Below are 21,435 nucleotides of genomic sequence, written 5' to 3'. Positions count from 1 at the left end.
ACCTGGTTGGGCCGGGTCACCGAACGCCTGCTGCCAAAGGGCTCCGGAAAGGGCGCCCGTACCGCCGGCCACTACGGATGCACGAAGGAATGTACGTCGGTCTAGGGCGGGCATGGCGCTCCTCAGTCAACCCCCGGCCTGCACGGTCAGGTGAATATCCTGTGAAACGCCACGCCCGTCAAGACCGCGTCAGTCGTCCTCGTCGGTGGGCTCCAAGAAGATCGCTGGTGCCTCCGCGACACCCTCGTCTCCGGGGACGTCGTCTTCTGTTTCCGGCATTGGAGCGGGTTTGAAAGCGATGTCCGTTGCCGGGACGATCCCCGGGGGCGTCGCCGCCTCGTCAGCTTCCGGTTCCGGCTCGTCCTCGGTCGCCTCGTCCTCGTCCTCGGCTTCGATGTCAAGCTCGGCTTCGGGCTCCGGAGCGGGCTCGGCCTCAGGGGCGGGCTGGAGGTCGCTTCCAGACTCGGGGACGAGCGCGTCCGCGGGCTCGGGCTCGGCTTGGGGGTCGGCCTCGGGCTGGGTGCTGGTCGCGAGGGAATCGGTTGGGTCTGTATGGACGGTTCCGTCGGTGACCGGCTCTTCGCCCGCTTCGGTGTCGAAGATCTCCAGGCCCTCTAGCTCGGCGTAGCGCTCGGCCGCGTCGGTCTCGCCGTCGCGGTCGGCCGCGGCGGCTCGGGCGAACCAGTCGACGGCCTCGGGCCCACGGCCCGCGTCGGCCAGCGCGTCCGCGTAGGCGTAGAACAGCCGCGCCGACCAGGGGCGCAGCCGCCTGTCGCGGAGTTCGGGAATCTGGAGGGTGACGAGGGCCGCGTCGAACTGGCCAAGGTCGCGCCGTGCTCCCGACTCGACCAGGCGGAGTTCGATCTTCCCCTCCTGGTCCAGCTTCTTGGCCTCGGGCGACTTGACCAGGTCAAGCGCGCGCTCGGGGCGGCCTAGACCGCGTTCGCAGTCGGCCATGATCGGCAGGTAGGCGTCCTCGCTCGCGCTGAGGCGGCGGGCGGCCCGCAGCTCCGCGAGGGCCTCGGACCATTCACCGGCGTAATACGCGGCGAGCCCTGCGGCCTCCCGGACAATGCCTACACGGGACGCGAGCCTTCGAGCGGCGCGGGCGTGTTTGTAGGAAGCTTCCGCGTCTTCGTCGGAAAGGCGACCTGCCATCACGAGGTGGCGCGCCACCCGGGTCGCGAGGTCCTTCGGAAGCGTGCGCAGCTCCGCGCGTGCGTCCGCGTCCAGTTCCTCGCCGGTCACATCGTCCGGCAGGATCGGGTCGTCGTGCTTGGGCGCCGGACGCTCGCGCTCGTCGGACGGGTAGCGTCCCCGTTCCCTGGGCGGACCGTAGGAGCGGCCACCCTCTTGGGGACGCCTCCCGGAAGTGTTCTTGTCACGGCCCCCGTCAAAGCGACGGCCACCGGAACCCTGACTCCTCTGGCCTTCGGGACGACCGCCACCGCGGTTCCCCTCGAAGCGACGTCCACCGGAGTCACGTTCAGGACGCGAGCCGCTGGGACGGCCGCCGCCACTGCGATTGCCTTCAAAGCGTCGGCCCTCGCCGCTGCGGTTCCCTTCGAAGCGACGTCCTCCAGTGGAGTCGCGCTCGGGGCGAGGCCCCGCAGGACGGCCACGGTTGCCCTCATAGCGGCCGCCGCCACCCGCGGGACGCTCAGAACGGCCACGGTTCTCGCCACGGTTGCCCTCGAAACGGCGTCCAGCACCACCAGAGTCACGCTCGGGACGCGAACCCCCCGGACGGCCACGGTTGCCCTCGAAGCGCCGTTCTCCACCGGACTCGCGCTCGGGACGCGGGCCAGCGGGACGACCGCGGCCTTCGCCACGGTTGTCGTCGAAGCGACGTCCACCCGAACCCTGGCGGGGGCCTCCGGGGCCACGGTTGCCTTCGAAGCGCCGCTCCCCTGAGCCCTGGCGCGGTCCCCCGGGACCACGATTGCCTTCGAAGCGGCCGCCGCCACCGGAGCCTTGCTCACGGAAGGCGCCCGGACGACGCTCTCCCCGATTGGCCCGGTCGTCACGATCTTGGGGGCGTCCTTGAAACTTGCGGTCCTGCGGACGGCCTTGGCCCTGCCCCTTGAAGGGACGCTCGCCCGAGCCACCACTCCCGCGCGGCGCGCCATAGCGCTCCTGGGAGCGGCCTTCGCCTGATTGTGGGCGACGGTCGTCGGAACGCTTGAACGGCCGGCTGGGACGGCGATCGTCACGCTCGCCCGGCTTGCCCTGGCCGCCCTTCCACGGCGCACCGCTCCCTGAGCGACCGCTGGAGGACGAACGGTCCCCCGGCCGCCCCTTGCCGCGGGACTCGCCACCGGGGCCGCCACGAGCGCCCTGAGGGCCGCCGGAGCGAGGACCGCCCGGCTTGCGCGGGCCGACACCTCCCCGGCCGCCCTGGGGGTTGCCTCCGCGACGGGGTGGCGTACCACGCCCCCCGTCCTTACCCCGCCGCTCGCGGCCTTCGTCGCTCCGGCCGTCGTCGTCCGCGCTCATCACGTTTCCGTCACTGTTCTCGGTGGCTGTGGACCTTCCCGTTCAGTTTGGCAGGTCCAAGACATGACTCGAGGGCCGCCCCGCGAACGGGGCGACCCTCGATCCAGAATATGTCCGGCGGTGTCCTACTCTCCCACACAGTCTCCCGTGCAGTACCATCGGCGCTGAAGGGCTTAACTTCCGGGTTCGGGATGGGACCGGGTGTTTCCCCCTCGCCAAAACCACCGAACGACCAACCCAACACCCACCACGAATAGTGGCGTGTTGGAAGCTTGTCGTCCAAGCAACTCGGGCTCAGACATATCTAATTATCAAATTCACGGTTCCCGTTTGTTTTCTGGGAACCACACAGGGACGCGAACACGCTCAAAACAGGACACACACTCTGCGATTGGTTTGAACGTTCAGTGTGTTCAAGCCACTCGGCCTATTAGTACCAGTCAACTCCACACCTCACGGCGCTTCCATTTCTGGCCTATCAACCCAATCGTCTCTTGGGGGCCTTACACCCACAAAGGGGTGGGAGAACTCATCTTGAGGAAGGCTTCCCGCTTAGATGCTTTCAGCGGTTATCCCGACCGAACGTAGCCAACCAGCCGTGCCCCTGGCGGGACAACTGGCACACCAGAGGTTCGTCCGTCCCGGTCCTCTCGTACTAGGGACAGACCCTCTCAATTCTCCTACGCGCGCAGCGGATAGGGACCGAACTGTCTCGCGACGTTCTAAACCCAGCTCGCGTGCCGCTTTAATGGGCGAACAGCCCAACCCTTGGGACCTACTCCAGCCCCAGGATGCGACGAGCCGACATCGAGGTGCCAAACCATCCCGTCGATATGGACTCTTGGGGAAGATCAGCCTGTTATCCCCGGGGTACCTTTTAGCCGTTGAGCGACACCGCTTCCACACGCCGGTGCCGGATCACTAGGCCCTGCTTTCGCACCTGCTCGACCTGTCGGTCTCACAGTCAAGCTCCCTTGTGCCCTTGCACTCGCCACCTGATTGCCAACCAGGCTGAGGGAACCTTTGGGCGCCTCCGTTACTCTTTGGGAGGCAACCGCCCCAGTTAAACTACCCACCAGGCACTGTCCCCCACCCGGATCCACGGGTGCGGGTTAGACGCTCAAAACGACCAGAGTGGTATTTCACCAACGACTCCACCCAAACTGGCGTCTGAGTTTCACAGTCTCCCACCTATCCTACACAAGACGCTCCAAACGCCAATGCCAAGCTATAGTGAAGGTCCCGGGGTCTTTCCGTCCTGCTGCGCGAAACGAGCATCTTTACTCGTACTGCAATTTCGCCGGGCCTGTGGTTGAGACAGCGGGGAAGTCGTTACGCCATTCGTGCAGGTCGGAACTTACCCGACAAGGAATTTCGCTACCTTAGGATGGTTATAGTTACCACCGCCGTTTACCGGCGCTTAGATTCTCAGCCTCGACCCCCAAAAGGGTCTAACCGGTCCTCTTAACGTTCCGGCACCGGGCAGGCGTCAGTCCGTATACCGCGTCTTACGACTTCGCACGGACCTGTGTTTTTAGTAAACAGTCGCTTCCCCCTGGCCTCTGCGACCCCACCCAGCTCCAGCAGCAAACGTGCTTTCACCGGGCGTGGTCCCCCTTCTCCCAAAGTTACGGGGGCAATTTGCCGAGTTCCTTAACCACAGTTCACCCGATCGCCTTGGTATTCTCTACCTGACCACCTGAGTCGGTTTGGGGTACGGGCCGCCGGTACACTCACTAGAGGCTTTTCTCGGCAGCATGGGATCACTCACTTCACCTAAAACGGCTCGGCATCACCTCTCACCCTTCGCGCACCACGGATTTACCTATGGTGCGGGCTACAGGCTTACCCCAGGACAACCATCGCCTGGGCTGAGCTACCCTCCTGCGTCACCCCATCGCTCACCTACTACCCCCTCGGGCCCCACGCTCCCCCCACCACAGGTCCGAAGACCCACAGCAGAGTTCGGGTGGTTAGCATCAGAGGGTTCAGCGTTGGCGCATACCAGCGGGTACGGGAATATCAACCCGTTGTCCATCGACTACGCCTGTCGGCCTCGCCTTAGGTCCCGACTTACCCTGGGCGGATTAGCCTGCCCCAGGAACCCTTGGTCATCCGGCGCACACGTTTCTCACGTGTGATTCGCTACTCATGCCTGCATTCTCACTCCCACAGCCTCCACCACTCGATCACTCGGCGGCTTCACCGGCTGCAGGACGCTCCCCTACCCACCCCAACAAGTTGGAGTGCCACGGCTTCGGCGGTGTGCTTGAGCCCCGCTACATTGTCGGCGCGGAATCACTTGACCAGTGAGCTATTACGCACTCTTTCAAGGATGGCTGCTTCTAAGCCAACCTCCTGGTTGTCACGGCAACTCCACATCCTTTACCACTTAGCACACGCTTAGGGGCCTTAGCCGATGATCTGGGCTGTTTCCCTCTCGACTACGAAGCTTATCCCCCGCAGTCTCACTGCCACGCTCTCACTTACCGGCATTCGGAGTTTGGCTGACGTCAGTAACCTTGTAGGGCCCATTAGCCATCCAGTAGCTCTACCTCCGGCAAGAAACACGCAACGCTGCACCTAAATGCATTTCGGGGAGAACCAGCTATCACGGAGTTTGATTGGCCTTTCACCCCTAACCACAGGTCATCCCCCAGGTTTTCAACCCTGGTGGGTTCGGGCCTCCACACCGTCTTACCGGCGCTTCACCCTGCCCATGGCTAGATCACCCCGCTTCGGGTCTACAGCATGCGACTAAAACGCCCTATTCAGACTCGCTTTCGCTACGGCTACCCGACACCGGTTAACCTCGCCACACACCATAACTCGCAGGCTCATTCTTCAAAAGGCACGCCATCACCAAACAAAAACACAAGTGTCCTTGTAGGAGGCTCTGACGGCTTGTAGGCACACGGTTTCAGGTACTATTTCACGACCCCTCACCGGGGCACTTTTCACCTTTCCCTCACGGTACTGGTCCGCTATCGGTCATCAGGAAGTATTCAGCCTTACCACGTGGTCGTGGCAGATTCACACGGGATTTCACGGGCCCCGTGCTACTCGGGAACACACCAGAAAGGCAACGCAATTTCGTCTACCGGACTCTCACCGTCTACGGTCGGCCATCCCAAGCCGTTCAACTATCACGTCACTTTATAACTTCCTGCCAGACTGGTAGATCTAGCCAGGTGGTCCCACAACCCCGCACACGCAACCCCTACCAGGTATCACACGCGCACGGTTTAGGCTCCTCCGCTTTCGCTCACCACTACTCACGGAATCACAATTGTTTTCTCTTCCTGCGGGTACTGAGATGTTTCACTTCCCCGCGTTCCCACCAACCGCCCTATACATTCAGACGGCGGCGACACCCCATGACGAGTGCCAGGTTTCCCCATTCGGAAATCCCCGGATCAAAGTCTGGTTGCCGACTCCCCGAGGCATATCGCAGGCTCCCACGTCCTTCATCGGCTCCTGATGCCAAGGCATCCACCGTATGCCCTTAAAAACTTGAACACACAAAACGATCAAACAAATCGCAGAGAGAACCCCAAACCCCCAAAAAAGAGAGTCCAGAGCTCTATCAGAGATGCTCGCGTCCACTGTGTAGTTCTCAAAAAACAAGCAGGCCCACCAAACCTCACCCCAACCAAGAAGCAAGAATCTGGTCCCGCAATCCAGAAGAAAAAACCCAGCCCCAACCCACCACCCACAAGGTGATGATCTGGGGCTGAAGGGTCCGTTTCCTCAGGACCCAACAGCGTGTCCAACCAGCCTCCCGCCCAAGCTTGCCGTTCCCACTCCCCAAAAGAGGGGCGGTACTAGCCAAGTCACACAGGAAGACTTGCTGAGTAGCCAGTGCTCCACATCTATGAGCAGCTGCCCGGCAGACATTCGCTACCGAAGACAGCCACCGACTCGAACCCTCCAGGGAGGCGTACGAGCCAGTTAGTGCTCCTTAGAAAGGAGGTGATCCAGCCGCACCTTCCGGTACGGCTACCTTGTTACGACTTCGTCCCAATCGCCGGCCCCACCTTCGACCGCTCCCCCCACAAGTGGTTGGGCCACGGGCTTCGGGTGTTGCCGACTTTCGTGACGTGACGGGCGGTGTGTACAAGGCCCGGGAACGTATTCACCGCAGCGTTGCTGATCTGCGATTACTAGCGACTCCGACTTCATGGGGTCGAGTTGCAGACCCCAATCCGAACTGAGACCGGCTTTAAGGGATTCGCTCCACCTTACGGTATCGCAGCCCTCTGTACCGGCCATTGTAGCATGTTTGCAGCCCAAGACATAAGGGGCATGATGACTTGACGTCATCCCCACCTTCCTCCGAGTTGACCCCGGCGGTCTCCCATGAGTCCCCACCATAACGTGCTGGCAACATGGAACGAGGGTTGCGCTCGTTGCGGGACTTAACCCAACATCTCACGACACGAGCTGACGACAGCCATGCACCACCTGTCACCGGCCCAAAAAGGACCCACCATCTCTGATGGTTTTCCGGCGATGTCAAGCCTTGGTAAGGTTCTTCGCGTTGCGTCGAATTAAGCAACATGCTCCGCCGCTTGTGCGGGCCCCCGTCAATTCCTTTGAGTTTTAGCCTTGCGACCGTACTCCCCAGGCGGGGCGCTTAATGCGTTAGCTACGGCGCGGAATCCGTGGAAGGACCCCACACCTAGCGCCCAACGTTTACGGCGTGGACTACCAGGGTATCTAATCCTGTTCGCTCCCCACGCTTTCGCTCCTCAGCGTCAGTACAGGCCCAGAGCACCGCCTTCGCCACCGGTGTTCCTCCCGATATCTGCGCATTTCACCGCTACACCGGGAATTCCATGCTCCCCTACCTGCCTCTAGTCTGCCCGTATCCACCGCAGACCCACAGTTAAGCCGTGGGCTTTCACGACGGACGCAACAAACCGCCTACGAGCTCTTTACGCCCAATAATTCCGGACAACGCTTGCGCCCTACGTATTACCGCGGCTGCTGGCACGTAGTTAGCCGGCGCTTCTTCTGCAGGTACCGTCACGTTAGCTTCGTCCCTGCTGAAAGAGGTTTACAACCCGAAGGCCGTCATCCCCCACGCGGCGTCGCTGCGTCAGGCTTCCGCCCATTGCGCAATATTCCCCACTGCTGCCTCCCGTAGGAGTCTGGGCCGTGTCTCAGTCCCAGTGTGACCGGTCGCCCTCTCAGGCCGGTTACCCGTCGTCGCCTTGGTAGGCCATCACCCCACCAACAAGCTGATAGGCCGCGAGCCCATCCCCAACCGAAAAACTTTCCACCACCAAACCATGCGATCAGTGGTTATATCCGGTATTAGACCCAGTTTCCCAGGCTTATCCCAGAGTCAGGGGCAGGTTGCTCACGTGTTACTCACCCGTTCGCCGCTCGAGTACCCCCGAAGGGGCCTTTCCGCTCGACTTGCATGTGTTAAGCACGCCGCCAGCGTTCGTCCTGAGCCAGGATCAAACTCTCCATTAAGGTCCAAACGACGGAAATCCCAGGGGCGAACCCGGAACCCGCCAAACCCTATGAGTGAAACATCCTGACAATGCTACCCCTCCAATAGAGGGGTAGCTTGCCTCAAAGAAATCCCCACCACCATCCCTCGCAACGAGAAACAGTGGCCACGGGGCGACCAAGACCCTCACAAAGAAGGCCCTGGCCTATAAAGGCACTGGCTTTTAACACGCTGTTGAGTTCTCAAAAAACGGACACCCACCGCGCTGGATTCGCTTTTCGCGTTTCCCGCTCCGGGGCGACTCGATTTACTTTATCAGATCGCTCCGGCTTGTCAATTTCACCGGGTCTTTCTGATCCGCCATTCCGTTGCCACTTGCGTGGCACCTTCCCGGCGGTGTCGCTATTTCATCAGATTCAGCGCGTTTGTCAAAACGAGCCATTTCCGATCCACCGCAGCACAGCGGACACGGCGAAAACCGTGTCGGTTGGGTTGATTCGGTGGGTTCCCCGGCTTCGGCCGCCATGCAGGCGTCCAGAACTTCCTGGGGACAAGGGAGCAATCTAGACGCTCTCCGGGGAAACGTCAAACCAACGCGCGGCTAACAGCATCCGCGCTGCTCACAGGGACGGCGCCGACCTCAGGCGCGCCGCCGCTCCTCCACGTGATGGTCGTGGAGCCGGGCCAGGAGGCGGGTCAGGTCCTCGCGTTCGGACGGCGAAAGCGGCGCGAGCAACTCCTTCTGGGTTCGCGCGATCAGGTCGTCCAGGCGATGGAGGAAGACGCGGCCTTCCGGGGTGAGCGTGACGACGTTGCGTCGCCGGTCGTCCGGGTCGGGGGTCCGCTCCACGAGACCTCGGTCGGTGAGCTCGTTGATGGTGGAGACCAGGTCGCTCCGGTAGATGCCGGTCCGATCGCTCAGCGCGGACTGGCTGGCCGCCCCGAACTCGTCCAGCGCGGCGAGCAGCGCGTAGTGGTACTGGCGGGCATCGGCGCTCGCCAACGCCTCCCCCACTAGACGACTCGCGTGCGCGGCGCCGAGGTTGAGCAACCGGCTCGGCAGGTTCCGAAGTCGGGACGGCATCGCGTCGGTCTGGATCTCCATGCGGCCAACTCTACCTCTTGCGTTAGGCACCCTAACGATCTATCTTCGTTGGTAGCTCTAACGTTAGTGCGGCAAATGATCTCAAGGAGCAGGCCAGTGAGCACCACGACAGACCAGCGGTTGAACGAGCTGATCGACCGCGCCGAACTCGCCGACCTGCTCGTCCGCCAGGGGCGCTGGCTGGACGAGCGGCGCTTCGACGAGTCCGGCGAGATCTTCACCGACGACGTCACGGCCGACACGCCGGGCGGACGGTCCGCCGGGCTGGAGGCCGTCGTCGCGCAGGCGCGGCGGAACCACTCCCCTTCCGAGCGGTCGCAGCACGTGACCACGAACGTCCTGATCGAGCTGGACGGCGATCGCGCCTCGGTCTCGGCAGAGCTCGTCGTCAGGATGTTCACCGAGGACGAGCCCGAGCCGTACGTCACCCTGGGCGCGCGAAACCGGTTCGACGCCGTCCGGACGGATCGTGGCTGGCGCTTCTCCAGCATCACCAACAGCCCTCTGTGGATGATCGGCTCGCCAAGGGTCCCGGCCGTCTGACGTGCTCCCGCACGCGCCAGGGCGCAGCATCCCGGCAGCGGCCCCAGTTCGGCTCAGCGCCGAACTGGGGCTCTGCCTTCGAACGACCTCCGGCGCCCCTCCACGAGACAACCGCTCGTGGTCTCCCACGGGCGGGCTCCGTCACGCGCAACGGCTGGTGAGCTGAACGCCGAAGGCGAGGGGGGCGGTGCGGCCGGCGTCGAGGGGCGAGCGTCCGGTGGTGTTGTCGCCGCCGGACAGCAGGACGCTGTGGGCGGCGGGCGGGCTGCTGGCCTGGGCATCGAAGGAGCGTCGGCCCGCAGTGAGGTGAAGACGGCTTCGCCTACGGCGCGGCCGCCAGGCGCCGACGCGGTCGGTGCGTCCCAGCGCCTTCGCCGTCCCCAAGCCAAGGCAACAAACCAGCGGCGCTGCGCTCCCCCGCAAATTCGATTGCGGCCATCGGGGTGCTCTGGTTGCGTCGTCCCCATGAGCTCTGCCTGGACCGGTGAACGCGTGCTGTTGCGGGGTATCGAGCCAGGCGACTGGCAGACATTCAAGGAGTTCGACGAGCACGCCCCCGATATGCGCAGCGGGGACATGCTGCATCCGCCGCAGTCGGACGAGGCGTACCGCCGCTGGACGGCGGACGAGGCCGCCCGCAGGCCGGACGCGGATTCGGACAGCTATCGCCTCGCGATCGTCTCCCGTAAGGACGGGACGATGGTCGGCACGCTCAACACTGGGGACGCCGACCGGCGGGCCGGCCGTTTCGCCTATGGCGTTTCCATCGGACACCGGTACAAGCGCTCCGGCTACGCCACCGAGGCCGTGGTCCTGATGCTGCGGTTCATGTTCGGTGAGCGCCGGTTCCACAAGTGCGAGATCGGCGTCTACGCGTTCAACGAGCCGTCCATCGCTTTGCATCGCAAGCTCGGGTTCGTCACCGAGGGACGGTTGCGCGACCACGAGTATTTCGGCGGACGGCACCACGATCTGGTTCTCATGGGGCTCACCGCCGAAGAGTTCAACGCGCGGCACGCCTTCCTCTCGGTCGACTCCCCCGTCCACGCCTCGTCGGCCGGCGACTAGCGAGACGGCCCCGCACGGTTGGCGGGACGACCCGCGCGGTGTGATTCCGCCCTCATCCCTCAAGGTCATGCCCGGAAGATCGACTGGTGGAGTGACAGCGGCCACCATTGGGCGAATCACCTGAAAGCCCTGAAAGCCCGGCGATCCTTCGTGTACGTTCCGTCGTCGGCGCTATAGAAGATCATTTGGGTGGATTTCGGACGCGGCGGATTTCGGACGCGAGGGGTTCAAGGCATGTCTTGGTGGGCCGAGAGGCTCGAATCGGCGATCGGCAAGTGGCGGCAGGGCGATCTGGAGGGCGCCGCCGCAGCGTTGCGGGAGGCCGTGGTCTCCGGCGACGACGCGATCGTCCCCGAGGCGTCGCACGCGCTCGGTGATCTGCTCAGGGAGCAGGGTGACCTGGAGGGGGCCCGGGCGGCGCACCGTTCGGTGATCGCGTCGGGGCATCCGGTGTTCGCCCAGCGTTCGGCGATGTCGCTGGGGCTGATGCTGGCCGACGAGGGTCAGACCGCGCTGGCGTGCAGGCCGCTGCGCGTCGCTTCCGAGGGCGCCGACGCCGAGATCGCGGCGATGGCCGACATCACGCTCGTCGAGGTGCTGCGCTCGATGGGCGACTACGTCGGGGCCGCAGCCGCGCTCGAGCGCGCGCGGCAGAGCGAGAATCCGCTGGTCACCCGGCTTGCCGGGGAGGTCGAGGTGCCCCGCAGGCCGGACGACGGAGGCGAGCGCGAGCGGCAGGCGTGGGACGCCTACGAGGCGGTCACGAGCGTCCTGGACGAGCGCGGCGGCGAGGCGGACGAGATCGTCGTCACCGGGCTCAACCGGATGCTTTCCCACGGCATGCCCGACCTGTGCTCGAAGGCCGCTTTCCGGCTGTACCAGATCTATGCCGAGCAGGGCCATTTCGACGAGTGCCGCCGGGTGATGGAGCACGCGATCGCGGTCGGTGACCCGGCCGAGCGCGGGCTGGCCGAGAAGCTGCTCGGCGCCGCGCTGTTCGACCTGGACGAGCACGTCGAGGCCAGGGACGCCTACCGGCGCGCCGCCGAGGACCACCGGCCCGAGGTCCGGCTGGACGCCCTGATCCAGGTGTCGAAGTTCGCCCGGCAACTCGGGGACGAGGAGGAGGCGCGGGCGATCCTGCGCCGCGTCGTCGAATCCGGACATCCGAAATTCGCGCCCGAAGCCCGGGCCTGCCTGGGCCAGGTGCACTCCGAGGCGGGCGAAGTCGACGAGGCCGTCGAGTGCTGGCGGATCGTCCTGGAATCGGACTCGGAGTTCCACGCCGGGGCCGTGACGTTCCTCGGGACGCTGCTGCACGGCCTTGACGCCGACGATCCGCGCCATGCCGAGATCGTGGCGCTCCTGCGAACGGCCACCGCGCTCGACGACCCCGACGTGTCCTTCCAGGCGCGGATGACGCTCGCGCAGGCCGCCGGCGCGGCGCGCGGGTCGGACGAGGAGCTCGAACAGGCCGTCGACGACTGCGACGCCGCGCTGGAGCGGGTGCGCGCCGGGGACGTGCTCCGCGCCCGCGCGCTGCTCCGGCGGGTGGTCGACGCGGAGATCGCGGGCCAGTCCGCGCGCGCCGCCGTCATGCTGGCCCTCGTTGAGTTGGGCGAGGGCGACGCCGACCAGGCCGAGGAACTGCTCATCGAGGTTGCCGAGGGCGACGGGTTCGCCGACGGGTTCGGTGCCGCACTGTTCCTCCATCTGCTCGGCGCCAGCTCCGCCCAGTCGGCGGATCCGGCCTCCCCGTCCGGCCTCGTCCCCTCATCCGAGGCCCTTCACCAGCCCGGTCTCGACCACCCGTCCGGCTCGGCCGACCCCTTCGGCCTCGCCCGGTCGTCCGGCCCGCTTCACCCGCCAGGCCCCGGCCAAGCACTCGATCCCGCCGAGTCGTCCGGCCCGCTGGGCTCCGGCCAAGCACCCGACCCCTACCACCCGTCCGGCCCCCCGGGCCCCGGCAAAGCGCCCGGCCCCCACCACCCGTCCGGCCCGCTGGGCCCCGGCAAAGCGCCCGATCCCGCCCACCCGTCGGGGTCCGCCCAGACATCCGGCTTCCTTCACCCTGCTCGGCCGTCTGGCTCGGGAGAGCCTTCCGGCGCGCCTCAGCCGCCCAGCCAGGCCCAAATGTCCGATCCGCTCCACTCGTCCGGCCTCGTCGAATCGGACGGGCCCGCCCGCCCCTTTGAGCTCCCCCACCCGCCCCTTCGTCCGTCCGGAGCAGGGCCCGTGCACCCGGTGCTCGCCGCGCAGATCGCCTACCAGCGGCTGGGACGCGAGGCCGGGATCGCGCACTATCAGGAGTGCGCCGAGCATCCCGATCCCGCTGTGGCGGCGCTGGCCAAGAGCGTCCTGGCCCAGGTGTACGTCTCGCTGGGCGTCCCCAGGTCCCAGGGCGTGGAGCTGCTCGACGAGGCCGCCGAATCCGGGGACCCGCTGGCGCTCTCGCACGCGGCCGTCCTGTCGTGGATTCTGCGCGGCGACGACGAGCCCGGCGCGGTGATCGAGCTGCTGCGCCGCGCCCGCGAGCACGGCCACCCGCGGCTGGCCCCGTGGACGGCGTTCGCGCTCGGCAGCGCGCTGGAGGACGAGGGCGCGTCGGCGGAGGCGCTCGCCGCCTACGACGGTGTCCGCGACCATCCTGGGCTGCGGCTGGACGCCGAGGCCAGGATGCTCGCGATCCTGGAGGAACGCGAGGATCTGGAAGGCGCGTCCGCCCTGTTGGAGCGGGTGGCCGATCGCGGCGACCCGCTCCAGGGCCCGCGCAGCGTCTGGCTGCTCGGGTTGACCCGGGTGCGGATGGACGCCCTGGAGGCCGCCCGCACGGCGTTCGCCCGGGTCCCCCTCGATCATCCCGAACTGGCCGAGGACGGTGTTTTCGCGCGCCGTCTACTCGATCGCGACTTCACCGGCGCGCGCGCGGCGCTGACCGCGATCCGTGAGCGCGGCGACGACGCGCGGGCGCAGATGCCCACCTGGCTCCTTCTGGAGACCGCGCACGCCTGGCAGCGGGCGGGCGAGACATCGTCCACCGACGCCGCGCTGCGCCTGGCCATCACGGTGGGGCACCCCGGACGCGCGCAGGAGGCGGCGATCTATCTCGGCGCGCTTCGCAACGACGCGGGCGACAAGGAGGGCGCGGCCGAGGCGTGGGGGTACGCGGCGTCCGGTGAGAACGAGCGTCGGGCGCGGATAGGTGCCAAGGGGCTCGGCCAGATGCGGTTCGAGCTCGGCGACACCGTCGGCGCGGCGGCGGCCTACCGGCAGGCGCTGGAGGCCACCGACGCCGACGACGAGGAGTACGCGGGACTCCTGGACAGCGTGATCCACGCGCTGGTCGCGTCCGATCGGGTGGACGAGGCACGGGCGTTTCAGGCCGAGAAGTCCGGCGGGGACGGGCCTCATGCCGCGCTCGCCGTCGGCGACGCGCTCCAGGCCCTCGGCAGGCTCGACGAGGCCGCGGAGCTCTACCGCGAGGCGGCGGGCGGCGAGGGCGAGGCCGCCGCGTCCGCCCGGGTCGTCCTGGCGATGCTGCTCGCCGGACGGGGCCAGGCCGCCGAGGCGGTGGAGCTGGCCCGGAGCGCCTCCGGGTACTTCGAGGACCTCGGGGAGGACGGCGAGGAGACCGTCGCCTACATCGCGCTCCTCCTCGGCGGCTACCTCTCGGAGAGCGGGGACGACGAGGGCGCGCGCGAATCCTACGAGCGCGCCGCCCGGGCCGCCGATCCGGAGGTCCGGCTGCCCGCGCGGGAGTGTCTGGGCACGGCGACGCCCGCCGAGCGCGCCACGCTGCGGCTCATGGAGGACGACCGCGACGCGGCCGTCGAGCTTCTCACCGAGGCATACGGGACGCCGCTCCTGGCGGAACTGCACCTCGCGCTCGCGGAGGAGCGCCACGGCGACCTCCGGACCGTCCTGGAGCGGGTCGCGGGCACCGAGCACGTGGAACGGGCCGCCTCGCTCGTCCTGGACGCCGCGTCCGGCTCCGAGGACGCGCGTGAGCTTTTCGGGCTGGTCATGGACTTCGGGACGCCGGAGCAGATCGCCCTCGCCGCCGACGAGGCGGGCCGCGATCTCGACCGTTCCGGCGACCCGGCCGCCGCCATCGAGGTGCTCACGCGCGGGTCGGAGGTCGACCACCCGGCCGCCCTGGCCTGCCTGCGGCGCCTGCTCGGCCTCCTGGCCCCGGGCGATGACCGCGAGGCCACCGAGGCCGCCGCGCGCAAGGCCGTCGCCAGCGGCGATCCCGAGACCGTCACCACCGGCGTCTGGACGCTCGGCGACCTGGCCAAGGGCCGGGGCGACCTGGCGGCGGCGGCCGACGCGTACCGCACGGCGATCGAGACCGCCGAGCCGGACGCCGTCCCTTACGTCCGGATCGAGCTCGGCCAGGTGCTCCACGCGCTGGGCGAGACCGGTGACGCGCACCGCGAGATGGAGGCCGTGCTCGAGTCCGGCGACCACGGCGCGATCCTGCTCGCGGGCAATTTCCTGGGCGCCTGGCTCGCGCAGGACGGCCGCCTCGCGGGCGGCGCGGAGGCGTTCGGCGCCGCCGCGGCCGCCGGGGAGGGCCACCCATCCCCCGGGGATGGCGACATCGAGAACCACCGGATGGCCCTGAACAACCTGGCGGCCGTCGCACACCAGGCCGACGAGGGCGGCGACCCGGGCGTCGCCGTGCGCGCGCTCCGGCTGGCCGCCGAGGGCGGTGCGCATTCCGACGCGGTCGCGATCGCCAAGGAGTACGCCTCCGCCGCACTGGAGCGCGGCGACCTCGACCCCGTGCGGGTCTATTACCGGGGCGCCGCGTCCTTCCTGCCCACCGGTGACCCGCTGCTCCTGGTCGAGCTGGCCGAGATCCTGGCCACCCACGGGCAGGACGCGGAGGCCCGCACCCTGCTCGAACCTCTCGCCACGTCCGAGCTCCCCCACGTCCGCGTGGCAGCCACGAGCCGCCTCGTCCCGCTGCTGGCGGACGCGGGCGACAAGGACGCCGCCCTGGACGTGGCCGCCCGCGCCGCGGGCCACCCCGCCGAGCAGCCGACCGTGCCGCTCAAGCCGAGCGAGCTCCTGGCCGAACTCGCCGACGACGAACCCGACCCGCAGGCCACCGCCCCCATGACGGCCATCGACGTCGAGACGGAACTCGCCGAACACGCGCCCACGCCCCTCGAAACCCAGCCCGTCCAAGCCGCGGCCGTAACCCGCGACGGCTCACAAGTCGCGGCGGAACACCCCGTCCCGGGGGAGAACGCAACCACGCCGCTCGATGCGCAGGCAGACGCAAACGACGACGTCCCCCAAGCCACGACCGCCCCCGGCATCACATCCCTCGACACGCAGGCGAGCGCAAGCGGCGTGGACCCCGATGGGACGACCGAACCTGGCGGAAGCGACGCCACACCCCTCGACACGCAGGCGAGCGCAAGCGGCGACGTCCCGCACTGCGCGACTGACCCCGCCGAGAACGCGCTCCCTGAAGCGCAGGCGCCCCTTACGGGCGCGAGTGACGACGGCCCGCAAAGCGCGATCGAGCTCCCTGACGCGAGCGCGGGCGCGATCGTCGATGTGCAGGCGGAGAACGACGACCCGCAGGGCGGGACGGAGACCGTCCAGGACGGAGGGCTCGAGGAGGTCTTCCGGGACGGGTTCCAGCGGGAGGCGGAAGGCGATCTGGCCGGGGCCGTGGCGGCCTTCGGGCGGGTGGCGCTGGAGGGCGGGCCCGAGATGGGCGACGCGGTCGCGATGGCGGCGAACAACGCCGTCGCGCTGGCCGTGCGGGCCGTGGAGAGCGGCGAGCACGCGGTGGCGATGGCCGGGTTCGGGGTCGGGGCGCGGACCGGTTTGTTCTCCGATGTGGTCTTCCTTGTGTGGGAGGCGGCGCTGCGCCGGACGGCCGTGGGCGACGTGGCCACGGCGCACGCGTACTACGCGACGGTGCTCGGACTGCCGGGCGGCGCGGACGAGGAGCTCCTGCGCGATCTCAGGGAGGCGCGGGACGTCCTTCCCGAGCCTCGCGAGGAGCTCGCGGGGCTCTACACGGCGCTCGGCGCGGACGGGGTCGAAGCCGTCCGGGCGGTGCTCGAGGAGGTCCCGGCCGAGCACGCGGAGGAGGCGGCGCGGACGCTCATCGCGGTGTCGCGCGCGCGGATGGACGCCGGGGCCGAGGAGGCGCGGGCCCTGCTGAGGCTGGTGACCGCGTCCGGCCCGCCCGGTCCGGCGGCGACGGCGTGGAACGATCTGGGCGACGCGGCCGGGGACCGGGACGAGGCGATCGAGGCGTACGAGCGGGGCGCGGCGGTCGAGCATCCGGCGTCCGCGACCGCGCTGCGCAATCTGGCGTGGGCGCGGCTGGAGGCGGGCGATCTGGAGGAGGCCGCGCAGGCGGCCGAGCGCGCGCTTGTGTGCGGTGACCCGATGGCCGTGGTCGTCGGGCATCGGGTGCTGGGGCATCTGCGGTTCCGGGAGGACGATCCCGACGGCGCCCTGCATCTGTTCAGGCGCGGCCTGGAGGTGGCCGAGGAGGTGGGGCCGGACGGCGAGTGCGACGCGGGCGACGTGTCGCGGCTCCGGCTCGACCTGGCCAGGGCCCTGCAGCAGACCGGCGACAGCGACGCGGCCAGGACCGAGGCGGGACGTGTGAGCGCGGAGGCGGCCGACGTGGAGATCATCGCCAAGGCCGACACCTACCTGGGCAACATCATGGTGCTGGACGGCGACCTGGCCGACGCGCTGGAGGCGTTCGGGCGGGTGGCGCTGCTCGACGTCGGCGAGGACGCCGGGCAGCTGGCCGAGATCGTGTCGACGGCGGTGAACAACGTGCTGGCGATCGCGGTGGAGGCGGGCCGGGCGGGCGAGCTCGCGGTGACGGTCCGGGGCATCGCGCTGGGCGCCGAGGCGGGCGCGGCCGACGGGCCCGAGGACGTGGCGCGGATCGTCGCCGCCGAGGTGTCCGCGGCCGATCCGAACGCGTTCCTGGGCGGTCTGATCGGGATAGACCCGGAGCAGGACGCGGCCATCCTCGCCGCGATGGACGGGCCTCCCGTGGACGACCTCGACCGCGAGCTGGCCGAGATGCTCGAGGCCGAGGCCCCGGTCGGCGAGCTCGACTCGTTCCGGTGGCTGCTGCGCAACCAGGCGGGGACGCCCACGGCGGGCGCGGCGGGCCGACAGGTGATCCGGGCCGCGCGGCAGCTCATCGCGACCGATCCGGCGCGGGCGATGGCGATGCTCGCCCTGGTCGTGGAGTACGGCGACCCGGAGGAGGTCGCGCTGGCCCACGACGACATGGGCGACCTCCACGCCTTCGCCGAGGACGACATGGACGCGGCCATCGCGGCCTACCGCAAGGGCGCCGACGTCGACGACCCGGCCGCGCTGCAGCCGCTGCGCAGCCTGATCATGGCGCAGCTCGGGATCGAGGACCATGACGGGGTGGCGCAGACCGCGCAGCGCGCGGTGACCAGCAGCGACCCCGAGACGGTGGCGGTGGGCTACTGGGCGTGGGGCGACTCGCGGGCCGAACGGGCCGACACCGACGGCGCGATGCGGCTCTACCGGCAGGGAATCGACGCGGGGCACGAGGAGGTCACGCCGCACGTCCGGGTGAGCCTGGCGCGGGTGCTGCGCGACCGAGGGCAGTTCGAGGAGGCCCGCGCGGAGATCGAGCGGGCCGCCGCGGCGCCCGATCCGGAGGTGCGGGCGCGGGCGGGGACGATGCTCGGCTCGTGGGGCTGGGACGACGACGACCTCGACGTGGCGGCCACCGGTTTCGGCGTCGTGTGCGCGGTCGAGCCGGACGGCGATCCCGGCACGCTGCGCGATCTGGTGGAGGCGGCCGCGGGCAACCTGCTGGTGATCGCCAAGCGGGCCGCCGCCGACGGCGACCACGCCGTGGCCAGGCGGGCGCTGACGTCCGCCGCGCGGGCCGGTTGGTTCAAGGACGCGCTCGAGGTCGCCGGTGACCGCGCCGCGGCGCTGGCCGAGTCGGGCGACCGGGCGACGGCGGTGGAGTATCTCGAATGCGCCGCCGGGTTCGTGTCCGACCTCGGCCCCGACATGGAGATCAGGCTGGCCGACCTCCAGGTCTCGGCGGGCCGGATCGAGGAGGCGCGGGAAACGTTCGAGCGCCTGGCCGGTCATGCGGACGCCGACGTCCGGCTGGTCGCGGGCGGGCGCCTGGCCGCGCTCGCGCGGCTGGAGGGCGACACCGAGGCCCTCGGTGGCGTCGTCGAGCGGATGATGGACGACGACTCCGCCGGAGGGCTTCTGGGCAGCATGCTCGGCCTGATGCAGAGCGAGCACGGCGACCGGGAGGGCGGGCTGCGCACGCTCCGCGCGGCGGCCGAGAAGGGCGAGCCGGTCGCGGTGTACACGCTGGCGCACGCGCTGGTCGACGCGGGCGAGCACGGCGAGGCCCGCGGGGTGCTCGAACGGCTGGTGCGCGACGACGGCGGGTACGCCCGTGACGCGCTCGTCCAGCTCGGCCGGACCTACCTGGGCGAGGACGAGCCGCGGGCGCGCGAGCTGTTCCTCCAGGTCGTGGACGCTCCCGGCGAGCCCGGGGAGCGGGCGACGGAGCTGGCCCTGATGTATCTGGGCGGCATCGCCAAGGGGAACCGCGACTGGTCCGAGGCGCTGCGCTGGTACCAGCGGGTGATCGACTCCGGGAGCGAGGCGCAGGCGCCGATGGCGGCGGCCCATCTGGGCGAGCTGGCCTACTGGCTGAACGACCGCGACTCGGCCGTGCGGTTCTACGAGCTCACGCTGGCGACCGGGACCGACAGCCCCGAGCTGGTCGGGGAGGCGTCCTGCCGTCTGGGCGAGATCCGGCGCGCGGAGGGACGGCTGGAGCAGGCCAGGGAGCACCTGCTCCGCGCGGTCGAGTCGGGTCATGACGGCTTCGCCGCCCAGGCCCGCGAGCTGCTGGACGGGCTGGGCTGATCGGGCTCAGCGGTTCGCGGGGCCGTGGACGAGGCGGCGCAGGACGGTCTCGGCCGGGCCCCGCGTCCCACGCCGTTCCAGGCGTGGGCGGCGGCGACGGTGAACCCCGCCGGATCCAAACGGAGATCATTGTCCGCAAGGGGTGATTTAGTCACACCAGAACCCGGACTCGGGTCGGAAAGAACTGTAAGGATCGCTCCTCTTCCCTTATCTGACCTGCGGAGTTACGTTCGAACCCCTCGCAGTCGCTCGGGGTTTCGGCCGACCGCCCCCGGCCCTCGTTCGGAGCGGCTACCAGCACACGAGGGGCAAGGAGAGGCTGCCGGGCCCCGAGGGAAGTCCACTCCCTTGCGCCGGCCCCGGGGGCCGGCCGCCTCACCACACAGGCCGCGGCTGCACGGGGGCGCCGCGGGCCGTGGGCAGGAGCAGGCCGGGACGCGACCGAGACGCGACAGGGACCCGTCATGGACGACCGCGCAGGATCGAGAGACTCCACGGTGACCTTCGACCTGGACGTCCTGCTGACGACCATGCCGACCCCGAACGGCGACGTGCCCCTGATCTTCCTGGACGACCCCGCCCGCACTCCCGCGCCCGACTCCGACGTCAACGGCGAGCCCACCAGCGCGCTGCTGTCGGTGTGCCTCCAGACCGGCCTCGGGCTGATCACCGACGCGGGCGACCTGCTCGTCCCGCTGGCGCCGGGATGGTGGTCCGCGTTCGACGGCACCGGCGGCCTCACCGTCAACAGCCCGCGTGACGTCGCGGGCCGCCCGTTCTGCCACGCCGACCACGTCAGCGTCCCGCCCGGCTGGGCCGACGCGGCGGGCCGCCTGGGATACGTGGTGCTGTTCGCCGGGTCGATCGCCATCGCCGGGCACGCCGCCTCGGCCGACGCGCAACTGAGGGCGGCGGCGGGCTCGGGGATGCTGGCCGCCGGGGCCGTGGGCTACCGGCCGGGATAGGGGGCCTGGCCGGTCACCGGCCGGGCGGGCGGTCCTCTGCCCTGACACACCCCAGGGCCGTCCGCCTGGCTTCTTCCTCGGGTCTGCTCCAGCGTCCCGCCACCTGGACGGCCGCGGCCAGCAGGAGCGCGGCGGCGACGGCGTCCAGCCAGTAGTGGTTGGCGGTCACGACGACGGTGAACGTCGTCAGCAGAGGGTGGAGGACCACCAGCCGGCGGGCCGGGGACGTCCCGGCCCGGATGACCGCGACCGCGACGAGCAGGGCCCACCCCACGTGCAGGGACGGCATCGCGGCGTACTGGTTGGCGACCCCCTCCCCCGCGGCGGGATAGGCCGAGGGCCCCACGCTCAGCATCGTGTCGACCGCGCCGACGCCCGCCAGCCTCGGGGGCGCGAGCGGGAGGACCACGTGCAGCGCCAGCCCGGCCGCGGTCAGCACGACCAGCTCGGCCCGGACTCGCGAGTAGGCGGCGCGGTGCCGGACGAAGAGCCAGACCATCGCGGCAGCCGTCCCGGGGAAGTGCACGCCGACGTAGTACAGGTTCGCGAACCGCGCCGCGGGCGGCCACGACAGCGCCCACGCCTGCACCCTGGTCTCGTCGGGGAGGCCGATCAGCCGCTCCAGCGTCCAGACCCGCGCGGCGTTGGACTCGGCCACCAGGTCCTGGCCCTGCGCCAGCTGGCGGACCCACAGATAAGCCACCAGCAGCACCGCGAGGGTCACGGCCTCGACGGCGGCGCCCCGGACTACGGGAGCCCGCCGCAGCGCGCGGGCCTGTATCCGATCAGTCACGCTCGGAAGCTAAGCAGCCCGGGCGGCCCGCACGGGTCCGGCACGCCCATCG

The 21,435-nt window shown here is 69.0% G+C and carries 9 protein-coding genes and 3 rRNA genes; 5 read left to right on the top strand and 7 right to left on the bottom strand.

All coding sequences use genetic code 11. The features are described 5' to 3' along the window. Window positions 1–189: 189 nt before the first annotated feature. The gene (locus ACQPY4_RS18445; RefSeq protein WP_433337927.1) at window positions 190–1,248 is read right to left on the bottom strand and encodes a hypothetical protein; all 1,059 of its coding nucleotides are present in this window, start codon (window positions 1,246–1,248) and stop codon (window positions 190–192) included. Window positions 1,249–1,353: 105 nt separating this feature from the next. On the opposite strand from ACQPY4_RS18445, the gene ACQPY4_RS18440 reads away from it, so the two are divergent. Beyond that, complete coding sequence (locus ACQPY4_RS18440) at window positions 1,354–1,914, top strand: hypothetical protein (RefSeq protein ID WP_433337925.1); 561 nt, start codon at window positions 1,354–1,356, stop codon at window positions 1,912–1,914. A 694-nt stretch (window positions 1,915–2,608) separates the two neighbouring features. On the opposite strand, the gene rrf is transcribed toward ACQPY4_RS18440, so the two are convergent. The 4 genes from rrf to ACQPY4_RS18420 all read right to left on the bottom strand — a co-directional run bounded on the left by rrf (window position 2,609) and on the right by ACQPY4_RS18420 (window position 9,065). Next, window positions 2,609–2,725 (bottom strand): 5S ribosomal RNA (gene rrf / locus ACQPY4_RS18435). Window positions 2,726–2,905: 180 nt separating this feature from the next. After that, window positions 2,906–6,015: ribosomal RNA gene (locus ACQPY4_RS18430) — 23S ribosomal RNA — on the bottom strand. A 446-nt stretch (window positions 6,016–6,461) separates the two neighbouring features. After that, window positions 6,462–7,980: ribosomal RNA gene (locus tag ACQPY4_RS18425) — 16S ribosomal RNA — on the bottom strand. The 16S, 23S and 5S rRNA genes sit together here, the layout of an rRNA operon. A gap of 620 nt (window positions 7,981–8,600) precedes the next feature. Then, entirely contained in the window at window positions 8,601–9,065 is a 465-nt protein-coding gene (locus ACQPY4_RS18420; protein WP_433337923.1) for a MarR family winged helix-turn-helix transcriptional regulator, read from the bottom strand. A 96-nt stretch (window positions 9,066–9,161) separates the two neighbouring features. Between ACQPY4_RS18420 and ACQPY4_RS18415 the strand changes: the two genes are divergently transcribed. Then, window positions 9,162–9,608 (top strand): nuclear transport factor 2 family protein, encoded by a 447-nt coding sequence (locus ACQPY4_RS18415; RefSeq protein WP_433337921.1) that lies wholly within the window; start codon window positions 9,162–9,164, stop codon window positions 9,606–9,608. 141 nt (window positions 9,609–9,749) lie between these two features. Here ACQPY4_RS18415 and ACQPY4_RS18410 read toward each other — a convergent pair whose 3' ends face one another. Then, on the bottom strand, window positions 9,750–9,992 hold the full coding sequence (locus tag ACQPY4_RS18410; protein ID WP_433337919.1) for a hypothetical protein: 243 nt from the start codon (window positions 9,990–9,992) through the stop codon (window positions 9,750–9,752). Window positions 9,993–10,073: 81 nt separating this feature from the next. Between ACQPY4_RS18410 and ACQPY4_RS18405 the strand changes: the two genes are divergently transcribed. The 3 genes from ACQPY4_RS18405 to ACQPY4_RS18395 all read left to right on the top strand — a co-directional run bounded on the left by ACQPY4_RS18405 (window position 10,074) and on the right by ACQPY4_RS18395 (window position 20,590). Then, window positions 10,074–10,676, top strand: a complete 603-nt coding sequence (locus tag ACQPY4_RS18405; RefSeq protein WP_433337917.1) for a GNAT family N-acetyltransferase — start codon at window positions 10,074–10,076, stop codon at window positions 10,674–10,676. Between the two features lie 234 nt (window positions 10,677–10,910). Then, on the top strand, window positions 10,911–19,625 hold the full coding sequence (locus ACQPY4_RS18400; protein ID WP_433337915.1) for a tetratricopeptide repeat protein: 8,715 nt from the start codon (window positions 10,911–10,913) through the stop codon (window positions 19,623–19,625). 464 nt (window positions 19,626–20,089) lie between these two features. Next, on the top strand, window positions 20,090–20,590 hold the full coding sequence (locus ACQPY4_RS18395; protein ID WP_433337913.1) for a hypothetical protein: 501 nt from the start codon (window positions 20,090–20,092) through the stop codon (window positions 20,588–20,590). A 13-nt stretch (window positions 20,591–20,603) separates the two neighbouring features. Here ACQPY4_RS18395 and ACQPY4_RS18390 read toward each other — a convergent pair whose 3' ends face one another. Further along, a complete protein-coding gene (locus ACQPY4_RS18390; RefSeq protein WP_433337911.1) occupies window positions 20,604–21,383 on the bottom strand; it encodes a phosphatase PAP2 family protein in 780 nt (259 codons plus the stop codon). Window positions 21,384–21,435 lie beyond the last annotated feature (52 nt).

The sequence above is a fragment of the Spirillospora sp. CA-294931 genome, from assembly GCF_050946795.1.
In the GTDB taxonomy this organism is placed as follows: domain Bacteria; phylum Actinomycetota; class Actinomycetes; order Streptosporangiales; family Streptosporangiaceae; genus Spirillospora.
The sequence above is the reverse complement of the archived record's forward strand: the minus strand, read 5'-3'. Positions and strand labels throughout refer to the sequence as shown.